Origin of the sequence: Streptomyces sp. DG2A-72 (assembly GCF_030499575.1) — a bacterium.
Taxonomy (GTDB): domain Bacteria; phylum Actinomycetota; class Actinomycetes; order Streptomycetales; family Streptomycetaceae; genus Streptomyces.
Window position 1 is genome coordinate 8,630,587 of the sequence record NZ_JASTLC010000001.1, and the last position, 18,441, is coordinate 8,649,027.

At 70.9% G+C, this 18,441-nt stretch carries 15 protein-coding genes and 1 pseudogene; 13 read left to right on the forward strand and 3 right to left on the reverse strand.

The window, feature by feature from the left end:
• Positions 1-119: 119 nt before the first annotated feature.
• Positions 120-887 carry a type I methionyl aminopeptidase gene (map, locus tag QQY66_RS41070; RefSeq protein WP_301985491.1) on the reverse strand — a complete coding sequence of 256 codons (768 nt, stop codon included), beginning with the start codon at positions 885-887 and terminating at the stop codon, positions 120-122.
• A 32-nt stretch (positions 888-919) separates the two neighbouring features.
• Here map and QQY66_RS41075 point away from each other — a divergent pair, with 32 nt between their 5' ends.
• The 9 genes from QQY66_RS41075 to QQY66_RS41115 all read left to right on the forward strand — a co-directional run bounded on the left by QQY66_RS41075 (position 920) and on the right by QQY66_RS41115 (position 12,335).
• The gene (locus QQY66_RS41075; protein ID WP_210571873.1) at positions 920-1,174 is read left to right on the forward strand and encodes a helix-turn-helix domain-containing protein; all 255 of its coding nucleotides are present in this window, start codon (positions 920-922) and stop codon (positions 1,172-1,174) included.
• 158 nt (positions 1,175-1,332) lie between these two features.
• On the forward strand, positions 1,333-3,033 hold the full coding sequence (locus QQY66_RS41080; protein WP_301985492.1) for a hypothetical protein: 1,701 nt from the start codon (positions 1,333-1,335) through the stop codon (positions 3,031-3,033).
• A gap of 179 nt (positions 3,034-3,212) precedes the next feature.
• Positions 3,213-4,055 (forward strand): nitrilase-related carbon-nitrogen hydrolase, encoded by an 843-nt coding sequence (locus QQY66_RS41085; protein WP_301985493.1) that lies wholly within the window; start codon positions 3,213-3,215, stop codon positions 4,053-4,055.
• Positions 4,052-5,338, forward strand: coding sequence for an aspartate aminotransferase family protein (locus tag QQY66_RS41090; protein WP_301985494.1), 1,287 nt, complete (start codon positions 4,052-4,054; stop codon positions 5,336-5,338). The genes QQY66_RS41085 and QQY66_RS41090 overlap by 4 nt, the downstream gene beginning before the upstream one ends.
• Positions 5,339-5,363: 25 nt before the next feature.
• Entirely contained in the window at positions 5,364-6,941 is a 1,578-nt protein-coding gene (locus QQY66_RS41095; protein ID WP_301985495.1) for a PucR family transcriptional regulator, read from the forward strand.
• A gap of 332 nt (positions 6,942-7,273) precedes the next feature.
• The gene (locus QQY66_RS41100) at positions 7,274-8,116 is read left to right on the forward strand and encodes a nitrilase-related carbon-nitrogen hydrolase (protein ID WP_301985496.1); all 843 of its coding nucleotides are present in this window, start codon (positions 7,274-7,276) and stop codon (positions 8,114-8,116) included.
• A gap of 95 nt (positions 8,117-8,211) precedes the next feature.
• A complete protein-coding gene (hydA, locus tag QQY66_RS41105; RefSeq protein ID WP_301985497.1) occupies positions 8,212-9,615 on the forward strand; it encodes a dihydropyrimidinase in 1,404 nt (467 codons plus the stop codon).
• A 10-nt stretch (positions 9,616-9,625) separates the two neighbouring features.
• Complete coding sequence (locus QQY66_RS41110) at positions 9,626-10,645, forward strand: TIGR03842 family LLM class F420-dependent oxidoreductase (protein ID WP_301985498.1); 1,020 nt, start codon at positions 9,626-9,628, stop codon at positions 10,643-10,645.
• A 163-nt stretch (positions 10,646-10,808) separates the two neighbouring features.
• On the forward strand, positions 10,809-12,335 hold the full coding sequence (locus QQY66_RS41115; protein ID WP_301985499.1) for an NCS1 family nucleobase:cation symporter-1: 1,527 nt from the start codon (positions 10,809-10,811) through the stop codon (positions 12,333-12,335).
• Between the two features lie 17 nt (positions 12,336-12,352).
• Here the strand turns inward: QQY66_RS41115 and QQY66_RS41120 are convergent, their stop codons facing one another.
• On the reverse strand, positions 12,353-13,018 hold the full coding sequence (locus QQY66_RS41120) for a hypothetical protein (protein ID WP_301985500.1): 666 nt from the start codon (positions 13,016-13,018) through the stop codon (positions 12,353-12,355).
• A 199-nt stretch (positions 13,019-13,217) separates the two neighbouring features.
• Positions 13,218-13,426, reverse strand: a pseudogene (locus QQY66_RS41125) (lipoate--protein ligase family protein); the annotation flags it as partial.
• Positions 13,427-13,577: 151 nt separating this feature from the next.
• On the opposite strand from QQY66_RS41125, the gene QQY66_RS41130 reads away from it, so the two are divergent.
• The 4 genes from QQY66_RS41130 to QQY66_RS41145 all read left to right on the forward strand — a co-directional run bounded on the left by QQY66_RS41130 (position 13,578) and on the right by QQY66_RS41145 (position 18,382).
• On the forward strand, positions 13,578-15,389 hold the full coding sequence (locus tag QQY66_RS41130; protein ID WP_301985501.1) for a gamma-glutamyltransferase family protein: 1,812 nt from the start codon (positions 13,578-13,580) through the stop codon (positions 15,387-15,389).
• Positions 15,390-15,476: 87 nt separating this feature from the next.
• Complete coding sequence (locus tag QQY66_RS41135) at positions 15,477-16,334, forward strand: inositol monophosphatase family protein (protein ID WP_301985502.1); 858 nt, start codon at positions 15,477-15,479, stop codon at positions 16,332-16,334.
• Positions 16,335-16,466: 132 nt separating this feature from the next.
• The gene (locus QQY66_RS41140; protein ID WP_301987661.1) at positions 16,467-17,876 is read left to right on the forward strand and encodes an NAD(P)/FAD-dependent oxidoreductase; all 1,410 of its coding nucleotides are present in this window, start codon (positions 16,467-16,469) and stop codon (positions 17,874-17,876) included.
• On the forward strand, positions 17,873-18,382 hold the full coding sequence (locus QQY66_RS41145; RefSeq protein WP_301985503.1) for an O-acetyl-ADP-ribose deacetylase: 510 nt from the start codon (positions 17,873-17,875) through the stop codon (positions 18,380-18,382). The genes QQY66_RS41140 and QQY66_RS41145 overlap by 4 nt, the downstream gene beginning before the upstream one ends.
• The last annotated feature ends 59 nt before the right edge of the window (positions 18,383-18,441 follow it).

Sequence of the window (18,441 nt, forward strand, 5' to 3'; positions counted from 1 at the left end):
GTCGTGGGGCGGCGGCATGTTGTGAGACGCCTACGGTTCGGGGGAGTGATCTTGGCTTGCGGCTGCGGGTTGTTTGTGGCTGGTCGCGCAGTTCCCCGCGCCCCTTACGGGGCGCTCTCTTACCGCTCAGTGAGAATGCGGGGGCCCGTCTCCGTGATCGCCACCGTGTGTTCCGCGTGGGCTGCCCTGGACCCGTCGTTTGTTTTGAGGGTCCAGCCGTCGCCTGCTGCGTGGTAGCCGTCCTCGCCGCCGGCCAGGAGCATGGGCTCGATGGCGATGGCCATGCCATGGCGGAGGGGGAGGCCGCGGCCGGGGCGGCCCTCGTTCGGGATTGAGGGGTCCTCGTGCATGCGGCGGCCGATGCCGTGGCCGCCGAAGCCCTGGGGGATGCCGTAGCCGGCGGCGCGGCAGATGGTGCCGATGGCGTGGGCGATGTCGCCGATGCGGTTGCCGACCACGGCCGCCTCGATGCCGGCGGCGAGGGCGCGCTCGGCGGTCTCGATCAGGCGGAGGTCGGCCGGGCGTGGCTTGCCGACGATGAAGCTGATCGCCGAGTCGCCGACCCAGCCGTCGAGTTCGGCGCCGCAGTCGATGGAGACGAGGTCGCCGTCGCGCAGCCGGTAGCGGGTCGGGATGCCGTGCACGATCGCGTCGTTGACGGAGGTGCAGATGACGGCGGGGAAGGGGACGGGGGCGAAGGAGGGGCGATAGCCGAGGAACGGTGATGTCGCGCCCGCCCCGCGCAGCACCTCACGCGCCACCTCGTCCAGCTCCAGCAGGGAAACGCCCACGTCAGCGGCTTTTCGTACGGCTGTGAGGGCCTGGCCGACGACCTGGCCGGCCGTGTACATCGCATCGATCGAAGTGTCCGTCTTCAGTTCCACCATGCCAATTACTATACCGGTATTAGAATGGTGGCATGGTACGCACCCCACTGACTCCACAAGAGCGTGAACGCGGCGAGCGGCTCGGGCGGCTGCTGCGTGAGGCGCGCGGCGGACGCAGCATGGCCGACGTCGCGGCGAGCGCCGGGATCTCCGCCGAGACGCTGCGCAAGATCGAGACCGGACGGGCCCCGACGCCGGCCTTCTTCACCGTGGCGGCGCTGGCCGGGGCGCTCGGTCTGTCGATGGATGAGCTGGCGGGGGGCTGCGTGCTCGCGGCGGCGGCGTGATCAGCCGCGTTCGCATGGCGGTGATCGGATTCGGTCACCGCCACCACTCCTGCACAGGGAGACTCCTGCTCACCCGTGGAAAACTCCCTGTAGCGCTCCCGTAACACGGCTGGTGTTGCCTACGGACCGGAGTGTTCCGGTCTGGCAGGAGTTGAGCGATGACTGTGGATCAACTCCCGGGACGCATGCGGGAGTTCGCGAACTACCTGGACCGTCTGCTGGCGCGCCTGGATCACGGCGCCGGCTGGTGCGCGGTGTTCTGGCAACGCGACCCCGACGGCATGCGGGCCTGTCTCGACGGACGCGAAATCCCGCCCTGGGACGTGATGGAGGCGCTCCTGCAGGACCTCGCCGCCGACTACGGTCCCGATGTCGCCGCTCCCGAGAAGGACCAGGCCCGCACCCTGCACGCCGCCGCGCTCAACGCCCATGACGCCCGGCCCGGCGCCCGCGACGCCCTCGGGGACCGCCTGGACGTGATGCTCCGCGAGCAGCGCTACGCCGCCGAACGGCAGGCCGAGCTGGGCCATTTGCTCGCCTCCGCCACCACCCGCGAACAGGCCGATGACCTCCGCCTCGACCTCGCCTGGGCCCGCGACGACCATGACCGCGCCACCGCCCGATGCGCCGAACTCCGCTCCCGCATCGCCGAGTTGGACCGCAGATCCGTCGGCGGACAGGCGGCGGCGATCCGCCGGGGCGGCGGCCAGGGGACGTACGGGGATGGCGCGGGGGCCGGTGGGCAGGGGGCGTACGGCGACGCCACAGGGGTGCGGCGCAGTGGTGCGTACGACGGCGGCGACAGCGGTGCCCACGACGACGTGTTCCCGCAGCACGGCGATTCCCGCGGCGCCCCGCAGCACGCGGGAGCGCACCGGATGGCGCAGCAGCGCTCCGCACAGTCCCCGGGCCCCGCGTACGGTCCGCGGAACCCCGAGGGCCTGCTCGCCCCCGGCCCCGGACACGCGTCGGGTCCTGGCCGGCACGTGAATCCGGTGCACGGCGAAGCCCGAGGCGCTGGAGGTCCCGCCCCGCAGGAAGCCGAGGACGCGGGGCACGAGCGGAGCCGGACCGTGGGTCCCGACCCGGCCCCGGAACAGCCCGCACAGCCCGCCCCCAAGCAACGCAAGCGGCGCTGGGGTGGTGCGCGGTTCGCCGGGATGGTCGAGGAAGAGGCCGCCCCCGTCGTCGTACCTCCGGACGCCGCCGTACCGGTGCTGCCCGAGCCGCCCGCCGCGGCCGGGCGTACGCCGCGCGGGGCCCGGTTCGCCGGGGCCGCCGCGGCGCAGAAGGCGCCGGCGCCGGAACCGCAGGCCGAGCCGGTGGGCTCGGAGGCGCGGCGGCAGGTCGCCGGGACGGTCGAGACGCTGGCGCGGCTGCGGGCCGAGGGGCGTAGCGGCGAGGCGCATGTGCTGCTCGTCGAGGCCGCCTACTGGCCCGCCGACCACTTTCCGCTGCTCGCCGCCGAGATGCAGCGGGCCGGGTTCGGTGCCGACTGGGCGACGCTGCTGTGGGAGGCGGCCTCGCTGCCCGCCGACCGGCTGGTCGCCGCGGCCGATGCGCTGGCCGCGGCGGGGCGGACGTCGGACGGGGAGCAGATCCTGCGGCAAGGTGTGGCGCGGCCCGCCGCCGAGATCGGGCAGGCCGTGCTCGGGCTGGCCGGTGCGGGGCGGGGGCGCGAGGTCCGGGCACTGCTGGACGCCTACGTCCGGGTCCGCACCCCGGAGGAGGCCGCCCGTAGCGCCGAGCCCGACCCTGGGACCCTCGTACCGCTGCTGCTGGAAGCGGCCCGGGGCGTGTCGGAGGAGCGCCACTGGGACCTGGTCCACGCCCTCCGGGTGGCCGGATTCGCCGCCTGACATGTACACCAGTACGGACTGGGAGGTCATCCGACTCACCCGCGGGAGTGTGAAACATGATCGACTCAGCGGGTTAACGACGATGGTCTTGGCAAGGCTGTCCCCGAGGCTTACTTTCGACCCTCTACGGCAGTGTCTACGTGCGTAGAGGCTCTGACGTCCCGTCGAAGGAGCAGCTCATGGCCAACGTCGTTCGTGCCGCTCTGGTCCAGGCCACCTGGACCGGCGACACCGAGTCCATGGTGGCGAAACACGAGGAGTACGCCCGGGAGGCGGCTCGCCGGGGCGCCGGGATCATCGGTTTCCAGGAAGTCTTCAACGCGCCCTACTTCTGCCAGGTGCAGGAGCCCGAGCACTACCGCTGGGCCGAGCCGGTGCCCGACGGGCCGACCGTGCGTCGTATGCAGGATCTCGCGCGCGAGACCGGCATGGTGATCGTCGTCCCGGTCTTCGAGGTCGAGCAGTCCGGTTTCTACTACAACACCGCGGCCGTGATCGACGCCAACGGCACCTTCCTCGGCAAGTACCGCAAGCATCACATCCCGCAGGTCAAGGGCTTCTGGGAGAAGTACTACTTCAAGCCCGGCAACGTCGGCTGGCCCGTCTTCGACACCGCCGTCGGGAAGGTGGGCGTCTATATCTGCTACGACCGCCACTTCCCGGAGGGATGGCGGCAACTCGGTCTGAACGGCGCCCAGTTGGTGTACAACCCGTCGGCCACCTCGCGCGGTCTGTCCGCCCATCTGTGGCAGCTGGAGCAGCCCGCGGCCGCCGTCGCCAACGAGTACTTCGTCGCCGCGATCAACCGGGTCGGACAGGAGGAGTACGGCGACAACGATTTCTACGGGACGTCGTACTTCGTCGACCCGCGCGGGCAGTTCGTGGGGGAGACCGCGAGCGACAAGGGCGAGGAACTCGTCGTCCGGGACCTCGACTTCGACCTCATCGAAGAGGTACGGCAGCAGTGGGCCTTCTACCGCGACCGACGGCCCGACGCGTACGAGGGGCTGGTGCAGCCGTGACCAAGGACCTGCTGGGACGCCACCGTGCCGTCCTGCCCGACTGGCTCGCCCTCTACTACGAGGACCCGCTGGAGCTCACGCACGGCGAGGGGCGCTACGTCTGGGACTCCCAGGGCAACAAGTACCTCGACTTCTTCGGCGGCATCCTCACGACGATGACCGCGCACGCGCTGCCCGAGGTGACGAAGGCGGTGAGCGAACAGGCCGGGAGGATCATCCATTCGTCCACGCTCTACCTCAACCGGCCGATGGTCGAACTGGCCGAGCGGATCGCCCAGTTGTCCGGCATCCCGGACGCCCGCGTCTTCTTCACCACCTCCGGCACCGAGGCCAACGACACCGCGCTGCTGCTGGCCACGACATACCGCCGCAGCAACACGATCCTGGCCATGCGCAACAGCTACCACGGCCGGTCCTTCAGCGCCGTCGGCATCACCGGCAACCGCGGCTGGTCCCCGACCTCGCTGTCCCCGCTGCAGACGCTGTACGTCCATGGCGGCGTCCGCACCCGCGGCCCGTACGCCTCCCTGAGCGACGCCGAGTTCATCGCGGCCTGCGTCGAGGACCTGACGGACCTCCTCGGCCACACCCGCCCGCCCGCCGCGCTGATCGCCGAGCCGATCCAGGGCGTCGGCGGCTTCACCTCCCCGCCGGACGGGCTGTACGCCGCCTTCCGTGAGGTGCTCAGCGAGCGCGGCATCCTGTGGATCGCCGACGAGGTGCAGACCGGCTGGGGTCGCACCGGCGAGCACTTCTGGGGCTGGCAGGCGCATTCCCGGAGCGGCCCGCCCGACATCCTCACCTTCGCCAAGGGCATCGGCAACGGCATGTCCATCGGCGGGGTCGTCGCCCGCGGCGAGATCATGAACTGCCTGGACGCCAACTCCATTTCGACGTTCGGCGGCACCCAGATCACCATGGCGGCGGGGCTCGCGAACCTGACGTATCTGCTGGAGCACGACCTCCAGGGCAACGCCCGGCGCGTCGGCGGACTGCTCATCGAACGGCTGCGGGCCGTCACGGCGCAGATTCCCGGCGTACGGGAGGTGCGCGGGCGCGGACTGATGATCGGCGTCGAACTGGTCAAGCCCGGCACGGACCAGGCCGACCCGGAGGCCGCGAGTGCCGTGCTGGAGGCGGCCCGCGAGGGCGGGCTGCTGCTCGGCAAGGGCGGCGGCCACAACACCAGCGGCCTGCGGATCGCCCCGCCGCTGTCCCTGACCGTCGCGGAGGCCGAGGAGGGCGCCGCGATCCTCGAACACGCTCTGAGGAGCACCCAGTAGCAGAACCTGAGCAAGGGATCACGCCATGACCACCACCGCCTTCGAGACCTTGGAGACCCTGGAACCCGCTCTGTCGGTGCGCCAGGTGCTCACCCTGGAACGGGTGCTCGCCGGGGAGCCCGAGGTGGTGGCCGGCGCGAGCCAGCTCGACCGGCCCGTGCGCTGGGTCCATGTCGCCGAGGCCGCCGACGTGGGCGTGATGCTCAGCGGCGGCGAGATGGTGCTGACCACGGGCGTGCTGCTGGCCGGGGACGAGGACAAGCAGGCCGAGTACATCCGGTCCCTGCACCGCGCGGAGGCCGCGGCCGTGGTCCTCGGACTCGGCCGCGCCTTCCCGGCCCCGCCGGACGTGATGCGCCGGGCGGCCGAGCGGTGCGGGCTGCCGATGGTCGTACTCCATCGCCCGTTCCCCTTCGCCGAGTTGACGGAGGAGGTGCAGTCCCGGCTGGTGCGGCGGAAGTTCGCCGCCGTCAGCCTCTCCGAGGCCGTACGGACCGCGCTCACCGGGCTGATCACCGCGGGCGCCCCGCTGCAACGCCTGCTCGACGAGGTCGCCCACCACAGCGCCTGCCCCGTCGTCGTCACCAACCTCGCCCACCGCGTCCTCGCCACGGCGGGGGAGCGGCCCGCGGTGGACGACGTGCTGCGGGACTGGGAGCGGATCGCCCGGCAGGCGGGCGGGAGCGAGGGGGACGGCTGGATCCGCGCCGAGCTGGGCGGGCGCGGGGAGCGGTGGGGGCAGATCATGCTCTGCGGGTACCGCGGCGACACGGCCGCCGGACGGCTGCTCGCCGACCGGGCCGCCGAGGCCCTCGTGCTGCACCGCATGCTCGGCGGCGGCACCGCGCACTCATGGGAGGAGGAGTCGGCGCAGGGACTGCTCACCGACCTGGTGAGCGGTGTCGTACCGGCCAGGCAGCTGCTGCCCCGGGCACGGGCGGCCGGGCTCCCGGTCAACCTGCGGACCTTCGTGCCGCTCGTCGTCCGTGACGGCGATCCGGCCCAACTGGACCGTATGCTCCGCCTGTTGGGGCTGTCCGGCCTGGTCGCCGAACTCGCCGAGGGCGCCACCGCCGTCCTGCTCAGCCTGGCCCGGGACCAGGACGCGGAGGGGATGACGGCGCACTTCGCGGCGCGGCTGCGCACCGAGTCGGGGTCGGGGGAGTCCGTGGTCGCCGCGGCCGGTCCGCGGATCGCCTGGGACGACGTACCGGCCGGACTGCGCGAGGCACAGCACGTCGCCGACGCCGTTGCGGACTCCTCGGCGGTCCTGGACCTCCCGGCCGTCGTACGCCTGAAGGACGTACATCTGCGGGGCCTGATCCGGCTGCTGCGCGACGACCCGCATGTGCAGTCCTTCGCGGAGCGGGAGCTGGACGGGCTGCTGTGCGAGCCGGAGGAGGACTTGCTGGCCGTACTGCGGACGTATCTCGCCTCCGGCCGCAACAAGTCCCGCACCGCACAGCTCCACCACGTCTCACGGCCCGCGCTGTATCGCCGGCTGGAGGCGATACAGGGGCGGCTAGGTGTCGACCTCGACGACTTCGAGCAGGCCGCCTCGGTGCACATCGCGCTCCTCGCGCATGACGCGCAACAGGGCTGAAACATGCGACGACCTGGGAAAACGGCGGTGAAACATGGGCCCACGACAGGGTGACACCGTGGCACGCCGGACGCCCGCAGACGTGACACCGTGCAACTCAAACCGGCTCTTCGGACTTCCTAGGCTCCTGGGGCGAGCGTCGGAAGTGCCGTCTGCCCCACGACGCCCGGCACGCACTCTCGCCGCACCGGGCACAAGCCCAAGTACATCCAGTACGAGGACTTGCGCCCGGCACGCCGAGAGCGCGCACCGGACGCCGCAGGGCCCGCCCTTCGGGCGGACGACGGCACTTCCGACGCTCGCCCCAGCACACCGAGCGACCGGAGGTCCCGATGAGCAGAGTGATTCGTGCCGCCCTCTTCCAGACCGCGTGGACGGGCGACAAGGAGTCGATGATCCAGGTACACGAGCAGGCGGTCCGCGACGCGGCCGCGCAGGGTGCTCAGGTCCTGTGCTTCCAGGAGCTGTTCTACGGGCCCTACTTCTGCCAGGTCCAGGACAAGGCCTTCTACGAGTACGCGGAAGCGATCCCGCAGGGCCCGATCGTCCGGCGCTTCCAGGCGCTCGCCGAGGAACACGGCATCGTGCTCGTCCTGCCGATGTACGAGGAGGAGCAGCCCGGCGTCCTCTACAACACGGCCGCGGTGATCGACGCCGACGGCTCGTACCTCGGCAAGTACCGCAAGCATCACATCCCTCAAGTGCCGGGATTCTGGGAGAAGTTCTACTTCCGCCCGGGCAACGTGGGCTGGCCGGTCTTCGAGACGGCCGTAGGGAAGATCGGTGTGTACATCTGCTACGACCGGCACTTCCCGGAGGGCTGGCGGGCACTGGGTCTCGCCGGTGCCAAGATCGTCTTCAACCCGTCGGCCACCTCGCGCGGCCTGTCCGCCTACCTGTGGCAGCTGGAGCAGCCTGCCGCGGCGGTCGCCAACGAGTACTTCGTCGGTGCGATCAACCGGGTGGGTGTCGAGGAGTACGGCGACAACGACTTCTACGGCACGACGTACTTCGTCGACCCGGAGGCGCAGTTCGTGGGGGAGGTGGCGAGCGACAAGGAGACCGAACTCGTCGTCCGCGACCTGGACATGGCCAAGCTGCGCGAGGTCCGCGACCGCTGGCAGTTCTACCGCGACCGCCGCCCGGAGGCGTACGGCCCGCTGACAGCCCCGTAAGACCAGGCGGTACCCGCGCCCCTTCCGGGGCGCGGGGAACTGCACGACCAGCCACCGGCGACCCGCACCCGACCACAACCCAGCGGAGTCAACCCATGAGCAGCCGTACCGTCATCCGCGGCGGCCTCGTCATCACCGCATCCGACGAGATCCACGCCGACGTCCTGATCGAGGACGGCCGTATCGCCGCCCTCGCCACCTCCGGCGCCCCCGCCGCCGAGGCCTGGACGGCCGAGCGGGTCATCGACGCCACCGGGAAGTATGTGATCCCGGGCGGGGTCGACGCCCACACCCACATGGAGCTGCCGTTCGGCGGCACCTTCGCCTCCGACACCTTCGAGACCGGCACCCGGGCCGCCGCCTGGGGTGGTACGACGACGATCGTCGACTTCGCGGTGCAGAGCGTGGGCCACAGCCTCCGCGAAGGCCTCGACACCTGGCATGCCAAGGCTGAGGGCAACTGCGCGATCGACTACGCCTTCCACATGATCGTCTCCGATGTGAACGAGGAGACGCTGAAGGAGATGGACCTGCTGGTGGAGGAGGGGGTGACCTCCTTCAAGCAGTTCATGGCGTATCCGGGCGTCTTCTACTCCGACGACGGCAAGATCCTGCGCGCCATGCAGCGCTCCGCCGAGAACGGCGGCCTGATCATGATGCACGCCGAGAACGGCATCGCGATCGATGTGCTGGTCCAGCAGGCGCTGGCCCGGGGCGAGACCGACCCCCGGTACCACGGTGAGGTCCGCAAGGCCCTGCTTGAGGCCGAGGCCACCCACCGTGCCATCAAGCTCGCGCAGGTCGCCGGTGCGCCCCTGTACGTCGTACACGTCTCGGCGATGGAGGCAGTCGCCGAGCTGGCCCGGGCGCGCGACGAGGGGTTGCCCGTCTTCGGGGAGACCTGCCCGCAGTATCTGTTCCTGTCGACCGACAACCTCGCCGAGCCCGACTTCGAGGGCTCGAAGTACGTGTGCTCCACGCCCCTGCGGCCCAAGGAGCACCAGGCCCAGCTGTGGAACGGCCTGCGCACGAACGACCTCCAGGTCGTCTCCACCGACCACTGCCCCTTCTGCTTCGTGGGCCAGAAGGAGCTGGGCCGGGGTGACTTCTCCAAGATCCCCAACGGTCTGCCGGGCGTCGAGAACCGGATGGACCTGCTCCACCAGGCCGTCGTCGACGGGCACATCTCCCGTCGGCGCTGGATCGAGATCGCCTGCGCCACCCCGGCCCGGATGTTCGGCATGTACCCGAAGAAGGGCACCATCGCGCCGGGCGCCGATGCCGACGTGGTCATCTACGACCCGCACGCCGAGCAGGTCATGTCCGCCGAGACGCATCACATGAACGTCGACTACTCGGCGTACGAGGGCAAGCGCACCATCGGCCGCGTCGAGACGGTCCTGTCGCGGGGCGACGTCGTCATCAACGAGCGGGAGTACACCGGACGCGCGGGTCACGGCGTCTACACCCCGCGCTCCACCTGTCAGTACCTCAACTAGGAGTGGCCCCATGGACTTCGGACTCGTCCTGCAGACCGATCCGCCGGCCTCGAAGGTCATCAGCCTGATGAAGCGGGCCGAACGCAACGGCTTCACCTACGGCTGGACCTTCGACTCCGCGGTGCTCTGGCAGGAGCCGTTCGTGATCTACAGCCAGATCCTCGCCAACACCACGAAGCTGACGGTCGGCCCGATGGTCACCAACCCGGGCACCCGCACCTGGGAGGTCACCGCCTCCACGTTCGCCACCCTCAACGACATGTTCGGCAACCGCACCGTGTGCGGCATCGGCCGCGGCGACTCAGCGATGCGCGTCGCGGGCCGTACGCCGAACACGCTGGCCCGGATCAGCGAGGCCATGAAGGTCATCAGGGCGCTCGGCTCCGGTCAGGAGGCGGACCTCGGGGGCACGGTCATCAAGTTCCCCTGGATCAAGGAGGACGCCCAACTCCCCGTCTGGATGGCCGCGTACGGGCCGAAGGCCCTGAAGATGACCGGCGAGGAGGCCGACGGGTTCATCCTTCAGCTCGCCGACCTGTATCTCACCGAGTACATGGTGAAGGCGGTCAAGGACGCGGCGGTCGCGGCCGGACGTGACCCGTCCGACGTGAAGATCTGCGTCGCCGCCCCCGCCTACGTCACCGAGGACGACTCACCCGAAGCGCTCGCCCACGCCCGCGAGCAGTGCCGCTGGTTCGGCGGGATGGTCGGCAACCATGTCGCCGACCTGGTGTCCAAGTACGGCGAACACTCCGCCGCCGTCCCCGACGAACTCACCGACTACATCAAGGCGCGCGAGGGGTACGACTACTCCCACCACGGACGCGCCGACAACCCGGACACCGCGTTCGTGCCCGACGAGATCGTCGACCGGTTCTGTGTCATCGGCCCGGTCGAGAAGCACATCGAGAAGCTGAACGCGCTGCGCGAGCTGGGCGTCGACCAGTTCGCCGTGTACGACATGCACGACGCTCAGGAAGCCACGATCGACGCGTACGGGTCGCAGGTGATCCCGGCCGTCAACGGCTAGCAGTTCACGGGCAGCCGATGCCCGTCCCCCTTGTACGTCCCCTTCCCGCCGTTCCCGGGAAGGGGACCCAGGCCGCCCCGCGTCTCAACGGCTTCGGGCCGCACCCCCCTCGGCGCCACCCGCACGGCCTCTCCCGTCCCAACCTCCCCTGATTGGCCTGCCCATGACCGACACCGCTCCCACGGCCACACCGCCGTCCACGCAAGTCACCCTCGCCGACGGCCGGGTGGAGATCGCCCCGGACGCCCCCGCTCCGGGCGGTGCCTACGCCAACGAGGACCTGCTGCCGGTTCCCGTCGAGAAGCGCACCTGGACCACGTACAACTTCTCCGCGCTGTGGGTCGGCATGGCCCACAACACGGCCTCCTGGACCCTGGCCTCCGGTCTGATCGCCGTGGGCATGGACTGGAAGCAGGCGGTGCTCACCATCGCCCTGGCCAATGTGATCGTGCTGGTCCCGATGCTGCTCACCGGGCACGCGGGACCCAAGTACGGCATTCCCTTCCCGGTGTTCGCGCGCGCCTCCTTCGGGATACGCGGCGCCAACCTGCCTGCCGTCGTACGGGCGTTGGTCGCCTGCGGCTGGTTCGGCATCCAGACCTGGATCGGCGGTGAGGCGATCTACTTCCTGGCCGGAAAGCTCATCGGCAACGGCTGGAGCGACGCCGCGAAGGTCGGCGGGTACGCCTGGACGATGTGGCTGTCGTTCGCGATCTTCTGGGCGATCCAGGTCGCGATCATCTACCGGGGCATGGAGACGATCCGCCGCTTCGAGAACTGGGCGGCGCCCTTCGTGATCGTCGGCGCGCTCGTGATGCTCGTGTGGATGAGCAACAAGGCCGGCGGTTTCGGCCCGCTGCTCGACCAGCCCTCCAAGCTGGGCTGGGGCGGCGACTTCTGGAAGCTGTTCTGGCCCTCCCTCATGGGCATGATCGGCTTCTGGTCCACCCTGTCGCTGAACATCCCGGACTTCACTCGCTACGGCAAGAGCCAGAAGGCGCAGATGTGGGGCCAGGCGCTGGGCCTGCCCACCACCATGACGCTGTTCGCGTTCCTGTCGGTGATGGTCACCTCCGGCTCGCAGGCGGTGTACGGCGAGCCGATCTGGGACCCGGTACAGCTGGCCGCCAAGACGGACAACGTGGTCGGCCTGCTGTTCGCGCTGGTGACCGTGCTGGTGGCAACGCTGTCCGTGAACGTCGCGGCCAACCTGGTCTCCCCGGCCTTCGACTTCTCCAACATCGCGCCCCGTAAGATCACCTTCCGGGCGGGTGCGCTCGCGACCTGTGTCATCGGCGTGCTGATCTTCCCGTGGAAGCTGTACTCCGACCCGCAGGGCTACATCTTCACCTGGCTCGGCCTGGTGGGCGGGCTGCTCGGCACGGTCGCCGGCATCCTCATCGCCGACTACTGGATCCTGCGCCGCGGCAAGCTCGACCTGCTCGATCTGTACCGCTCGGGCGGCCGCTACTGGTACGAGGGCGGCTGGAACTGGCGGGCGGTCGTCGCCTTCGTGGTCGGCGGCGTGCTGGCCATCGGCGGCGCCGACTTCGACCCGCTGATCGACGGCCGGCCCATCCCGGCGCTGTCGTCGCTGGCGGACTACGGCTGGGCGGTGGGCCTGGGCACCTCGATGGTGCTGTACCTGGGTCTGATGCTGCTGCGCGGCAGGGAGAAGACCACGGTCTGACCGGAGCGGGAGGACGGTCAGCCCTTCTTCTGGCCGTCCTCCAGCGTCGCCACCGCGTCCTTGGCGGCTTTGATGGCGCCCTTGTTGATCTCGTCCGTGCTGGGCGCCTTCTTCGACTCGAAGTTGCTGCCGTTGTAGGTGATGACCACCAGCGCGTTGGACGAGCGGACCACCACCACGCCCTCGCGGGTCTGCTGCTTGTCCTGCGTGGTGAGGTTCACCACCGAGTAGCCCGCGTCGCCCAGGCCGGGTACGTCACCGCCGCCGCTGTCGTCCGAGAGGCGCTGCTTGTACGACTTCTCCGCCGCCTCCTCCGAGTCCATCACCTCGAAGGACACGTCGAGCCAGCGGTAGTCGTAGCCCTTGAGGGCGTTCCAGGAGCAGGTGCGGCGCACCTTCGAGTCCGTGGACGCGATCTCCTTGCCGGCCGTCTTGGCGCCGGGGACCAGCGACTTGACCGTCTTCACGGGAATGCTCGTGCACGGGGCGGGCGCGGCGTCGTACGCCTTCGACGCCGCCGCGGTGGCGGGTGCGGTCGGCGACTGGGAGCCGTTGTCCTGGCCGGGCTTGTTCTCGGCGGCCGGCGTCGAGGGACCGGACGACAGGGCCCAGCCCGACACGGCGAGCACGGCGACCGGGGCCAGACGCGCGGAGAGGGTGAGCGGCAGGGGTAGCGAACGCACGGCGCACTTCTCGTGGGGGACGGTGCGGACGGGGTCCGCACTGCGGACGGGACGCCAGTGTCACACGAGTCCCTGTGGGTTGAAAGTGCAACTTCGCTCCGTGCCTGCGCCGTGACCGCACCTCGTGCGATTGGGGCAACTATGGGCGATTTACTGCACTTTGGTTACGGCATCCTGGCCGTCCACTCCGGGGAGCCCGCTCCCACACACGCAGCGTCGGCGGACGCAGGCCCGCGGCGACCTGCGCGGTCAGCACTTTGTCGAGCGCCATGTGCATCACGGGGGACTGCGGGCCCTCGTGGATCAGCTGCCAGTCGTAGTCGGTCCAGTCGGTGGCCTGCGCGAGGGCACGGCGTCCAGCGCCTCGTCGGGTTCGAGGAAGAAATCGCTCGCCACGCGCGCGTGCCTCTTGTACTCGCCGTGCACCGATCTGCCTCCCTCATGTCCCTGATCGGCTTTCAACGTGCGGACCTGGGAAAACATTCCGGCGCCGGGCGGCCGTGCGCCTCGGCCGGTGAGTACCATCGCCGGACGTTCGCCCCGAAGGACGGAGTCCCCCGTGTTCACCACCCGCCCCACCCTCCAGGGCACCTTCGGCATGGTGTCGTCCACGCACTGGCTGGCCTCGCAGTCCGCGATGGCCGTGCTGGAGGACGGCGGCAACGCATACGACGCCGCCGTCGCGGGCGCCTTCGTGCTGCACGTCGTGGAGCCGCATCTCAACGGGCCCGCCGGCGAGGTGCCGATCCTGCTCGCGCCCGCGGACGGTGAGGTACGGGTGCTGTGCGGGCAGGGCGTCGCCCCCGCCGGTGCGACGGTCGCGCACTACAAGGGGCTCGGCCTGGACCTCGTACCCGGCACGGGACCGCTGGCCGCCGCGGTGCCCGGGGCGTTCGACGCCTGGATGCTGCTGCTGCGCGACCACGGCACCAAGTCCCTGGACGACGTCCTGAAGTACGCCATCGGGTACGCCGAACACGGGCACGCGCCCGTGGAGAACGTCGGCGCCACCGTCGAGACCGTACGGCAGCTGTTTGAGTCGGAGTGGACGTCGTCGGCGGAGCTGTACCTGCCGGGTGGGAAGGCACCCCGGCCCGGCGCACTGCTGCGCAATCCCGCTCTCGCGGCCACCTGGAAGCGGCTGCTCGCCGAGATCGCCGGGGCCGGGGACCGGGACGCGCGGATCGAGGCGGCGCGTGAGGTGTGGCGCGGCGGCTTCATCGCCGAGGCGCTGGTACGGCAGTCCGCGCGCCCCACCATGGACACCAGCGGCGAGCGGCACTCCGGCACGCTCACCGCCGCCGACCTCGCCGGGTGGTCCGCGGCATACGAGGCGCCGGCGACGTACGACTGGAACGGCTGGACCCTGTGCAAGGCCGGACCCTGGAGCCAAGGGCCGGTCCTGCTCCAGCAGTTGGCGCTGCTCCCGCACGAACTGCCGCCCTGCGGATCCGCCGACTACGTCCATCTGCTCATCGAGGGCTGCAAGCTCGCCATGGCCGACCGGGAGGCCTGGTACGGCGACGCGGCCGACGTGCCGCTCGACGAGCTGCTGTCGGCGGACTACAACGCCGAGCGGCGTGCGCTCGTCGGGGACAAGGCCTCGCACGAGCTGCGGCCCGGCAGTCCGGGTGGGCGCACTCCGCGACTCGGTGCGCACGCGCGCGTGGTCGCCCCCGACGTTCCGGGCTTCGACCCGATGGGCGCCGGTGAGCCGACCGTCCAGAAGCTCGCGGGCCTGCCCGACGTGGCCTCCGACGGGCACACGCGCGGCGACACCTGCCACCTCGACGTCGTCGACCGCTGGGGCAACATGGTCGCCGCCACACCCAGCGGCGGCTGGCTGCAGTCCAACCCCGTCGTGCCCGAACTGGGCTTCCCGCTCGGTACCCGGCTGCAGATGACCTGGCTCGAGGAGGGCCTGCCCGGCTCGCTCACCCCGGGGCGCCGGCCGCGCACCACTCTCACGCCGTCGATCGCGCTGCGCGACGGGGTGCCGGTCATGGCGTTCGGCACGCCCGGCGGGGACCAGCAGGACCAGTGGCAGCTGCACTTCTTCCTCGCGGTTGCCCTGCGCGCCCAGGTCCGCGGCGGCCTCGACCTCCAGGGCGCGATCGACGCTCCGAACTGGCACAACGACAGCTTCCCCAGTTCGTTCTACCCGCGCGGCATGCGCCCCGGCAGTGTCACCGTGGAGTCCAGAACGGACGCGGAGGTCGTCGCGGAGCTGCGGCGGCGCGGACACGACGTGACCGTGGGCGAGCCGTGGTCGGAGGGGCGGCTGTGCGCGGTCGCACGGGATCCGGAGAGCGGCATTCTGTCGGCGGCCGCGAATCCGCGGGGGATGCAGGGGTACGCGGTGGGGCGCTGAACGTCCGAAGAGGGGTGTTCATCCCCATTCCACCCGCGGTACATGGGGCGGGCGGGGATTGTCAGTGGTGCGTGCTCTCATGGAGGCATGATCGAGCACATCGAAACCATCGACGAGTTTCTCACGCGTCACTCCGCCGACGTGGAAGACGCGGTCCGCGAGGCGGCCGCCGCCGAGATCATGCCGCGCTTCCGCCGGCTGGCCGCGCACGAGGTCGACCAGAAGGCCGGCCCGCACGACCTGGTCACGGACGCCGACCGCAAGGCCGAGCAGTACCTCACCGAGGCACTCGGCAAGCTGCTGCCCGGCTCCGTGGTGGTCGGCGAGGAAGCGGTGCACGCCAACCCGGCGACGTACGAGGCGATACAGGACGACGCCCCGGTCTGGATCGTCGACCCCGTCGACGGAACACGGCAGTTCGTACACGGCGACTCCGGCTTCTGCACCCTGGTCGCGCTCGCCCGGCGCGGAGTGGTGCTCGCCTCCTGGACCTATGCACCGGCGCGCGACCAACTGGCCACGGCAGTACGGGGTGGTGGCGCCTTCCTCGACGGCGAGCGGCTGCACGCCGGCCCGCCCGCGCCCGGCCGGGACCTCCGCATCGCCACCTCCCACCCGGACTACACGACGGACGAGCAGAAGCGCGCGCTGCTCAGCCTGTGGACGGACGGCGTCGCACCGCGCGCCTGTGGCTCGGCGGGACTGGAGTATCTCGCCGTCGCCCGCGGCGAGTCGGACGCCGTCGCCTTCTCCTGGGAGGCCGCCTGGGATCATGCGGCGGGCCTGCTGCTGGTCGAGGAGGCGGGGGGCGCCCACCTGACGCTCTCGGGGGAGCCGTTCCGCGTCACGGGCGGGAACGCACTGCCGTTCACCGCGGCACGCGACGAGGCCACGGCTCGCCGGGTCGTGGAGCTGCTGTCCGAGCCGTACCCGTGGATCCGATGACGGCGCCCCGACCGGGCTCCGCTCTCCCCGACGCACGCCCGGCCCCACCGCGGCGCGAGGACTGTCAGTGCCCCGGCATATCCTGATCCTTCAGTGGCCATCGGCTGACAAAGGAGTCCGAAGGTGCCGTCGATGCTCGATGCGGTCGTGGTGGGTGCGGGGCCGAACGGACTGACGGCCGCCGTGGAGCTGGCCCGGCGCGGCTTCTCCGTGGCCGTCTTCGAGGCCCGCGACACCGTGGGCGGGGGAGCCCGCACCGAGGAGCTGACCCTCCCCGGCTTCCGCCACGACCCGTGCTCCGCCGCGCACCCCCTCGGCATCAACTCACCGGCGTTCCGAGCCATGCCCCTGGAGCGGCACGGCCTGGAGTGGCTGCACGCCGAGCTGCCCATGGCGCACCCCTTCACCGACGGCACCGCGGCCGTGCTGTCCCGGTCGGTCGCCGAGACGGCCGCATCGTTCGGGCCACGCGACGCGGGCACCTACCGCAGGCTGGTCGAGCCCTTCCTGCCCAGGTGGGACACCCTCGCCCACGACTTCATGTCCCTGCCACTCACCTCGCTGCCCCGGGACCCGGTGACCCTCGCCCGCTTCGGCCTCGTCGGCCTGCCCCCGTCGACCTGGCTGACCCGCCGCTTCCGCGACGAGCGCGCGAAGACGCTGTTCGCCGGACTCGTGGCCCACGTCATGGCCCCGCTGAGCGGCCTCGCCACCGGCGCCATCGGCCTGGTCTTCGCCCTGGCCGCGCACGCCCGCGGCTGGCCGGTGGCCCGCGGCGGCTCCCAGTCGATCTCCGACGCGCTCACCTCGTATCTGAAGGACCTCGGCGGCACCGTCCACACCGACTACGAGGTCAAGCGCCTCGACGACCTGCCGCCGGCGCGCGCCTACGTCTTCGACACCTCACCCACCGCCCTGGCCCGTATCGCCGGCTTCGGGCGGTACTACGAGGGCTTTCGCTACGGCCCCGGAGTCTTCAAGGTCGACTACGCGCTGGACGGCCCGGTGCCGTGGACCGCGCCTAAGGCCCGTGCCGCCGGGACCGTGCAGATCGGCGCGGACAGGGCGGAGATCGGCGCCGCCCTGCGCGCCGCGTCCCGGGAGGGCCGGGCACCCGACAAACCGTTCATGATCACGGTCCAGCCCAGTGTCATCGACCCCACCCGGGCCCCGGCCGGGAAGCAGGTCTTCTGGGCGTACGGCCATGTCCCCAGTGGCTGGACCGGCGACCTCACCGACGCCATCGAGCGCCAACTGGAGCGCTTTGCACCGGGATTCCGCGACCGGGTCCTCGCCCGCGCGACCGCGGGCCCGCCCGAGCTGGCCGCCCGCAACGCCAACTATGTCGGCGGCGACATCGCCTCCGGCGCCGTCTCCGGACTCCAGACCCTGCTGCGGCCCAAGCTGTCCCTGTTCCCGTACAGCACCCCCCACCCGGCCGTCTTCATCTGCTCCTCGGCCACCCCGCCCGGACCCGGAGTGCACGGCATGTCGGGGCACAACGCGGCGAAGGCGGTCTGGAGGAAGCTGAGGCAGACATGACCACCATCACCCTCGTCCAGGGCGACATCACCCGGCAGACCGCCGACGCGATCGTCAACGCGGCGAACTCCTCCCTGCTCGGCGGAGGCGGCGTCGACGGCGCCATCCACCGGCGCGGCGGCCCCGCGATCCTCGAGGAGTGCCGCAAGCTCCGCGCCTCGCGGTACGGCAAGGGCCTGCCCACCGGCCGGGCCGTCGCCACGACGGCGGGCGCACTCGACGCGCACTGGGTGATCCACACTGTCGGCCCGGTCTTCAGCCGCACCGACGACCGCTCCGACCTCCTCGCCTCCTGCTACCGGGAAGCGCTACGGGTGGCCGACGAGCTGGGCGCCCGGACCGTAGCATTCCCCGCCATTTCCACTGGCGTGTACCGCTGGCCGATGGAGGACGCGGCGCGGATCGCGGTGGAGACGGTGAGGACCACCGAAACGCAGGTCGAGGAGGTCAGATTCGTCCTCTTCGACGACAGGGCGTACCAGGCATTCGCGGCACAGATCGACTGACGAACAGCCGGGCGCCCCATAGGGGCGCGGGGAACTGCGCGACCGGCCCCCACGGCCTA

Bases quoted from the DNA above. Each gene is read 5' to 3' on its own strand.
- map (WP_301985491.1), bottom strand. From the start codon at position 887: ATGGTGGAACTGAAGACGGACACTTCGATCGATGCGATGTACACGGCC.
- QQY66_RS41075 (WP_210571873.1), top strand. From the start codon at position 920: ATGGTACGCACCCCACTGACTCCACAAGAGCGTGAACGCGGCGAGCGG.
- QQY66_RS41080 (WP_301985492.1), top strand. From the start codon at position 1,333: ATGACTGTGGATCAACTCCCGGGACGCATGCGGGAGTTCGCGAACTAC.
- QQY66_RS41085 (WP_301985493.1), top strand. From the start codon at position 3,213: ATGGCCAACGTCGTTCGTGCCGCTCTGGTCCAGGCCACCTGGACCGGC.
- QQY66_RS41095 (WP_301985495.1), top strand. From the start codon at position 5,364: ATGACCACCACCGCCTTCGAGACCTTGGAGACCCTGGAACCCGCTCTG.
- QQY66_RS41100 (WP_301985496.1), top strand. From the start codon at position 7,274: ATGAGCAGAGTGATTCGTGCCGCCCTCTTCCAGACCGCGTGGACGGGC.
- hydA (WP_301985497.1), top strand. From the start codon at position 8,212: ATGAGCAGCCGTACCGTCATCCGCGGCGGCCTCGTCATCACCGCATCC.
- QQY66_RS41110 (WP_301985498.1), top strand. From the start codon at position 9,626: ATGGACTTCGGACTCGTCCTGCAGACCGATCCGCCGGCCTCGAAGGTC.
- QQY66_RS41115 (WP_301985499.1), top strand. From the start codon at position 10,809: ATGACCGACACCGCTCCCACGGCCACACCGCCGTCCACGCAAGTCACC.
- QQY66_RS41135 (WP_301985502.1), top strand. From the start codon at position 15,477: ATGATCGAGCACATCGAAACCATCGACGAGTTTCTCACGCGTCACTCC.
- QQY66_RS41140 (WP_301987661.1), top strand. From the start codon at position 16,467: ATGCTCGATGCGGTCGTGGTGGGTGCGGGGCCGAACGGACTGACGGCC.
- QQY66_RS41145 (WP_301985503.1), top strand. From the start codon at position 17,873: ATGACCACCATCACCCTCGTCCAGGGCGACATCACCCGGCAGACCGCC.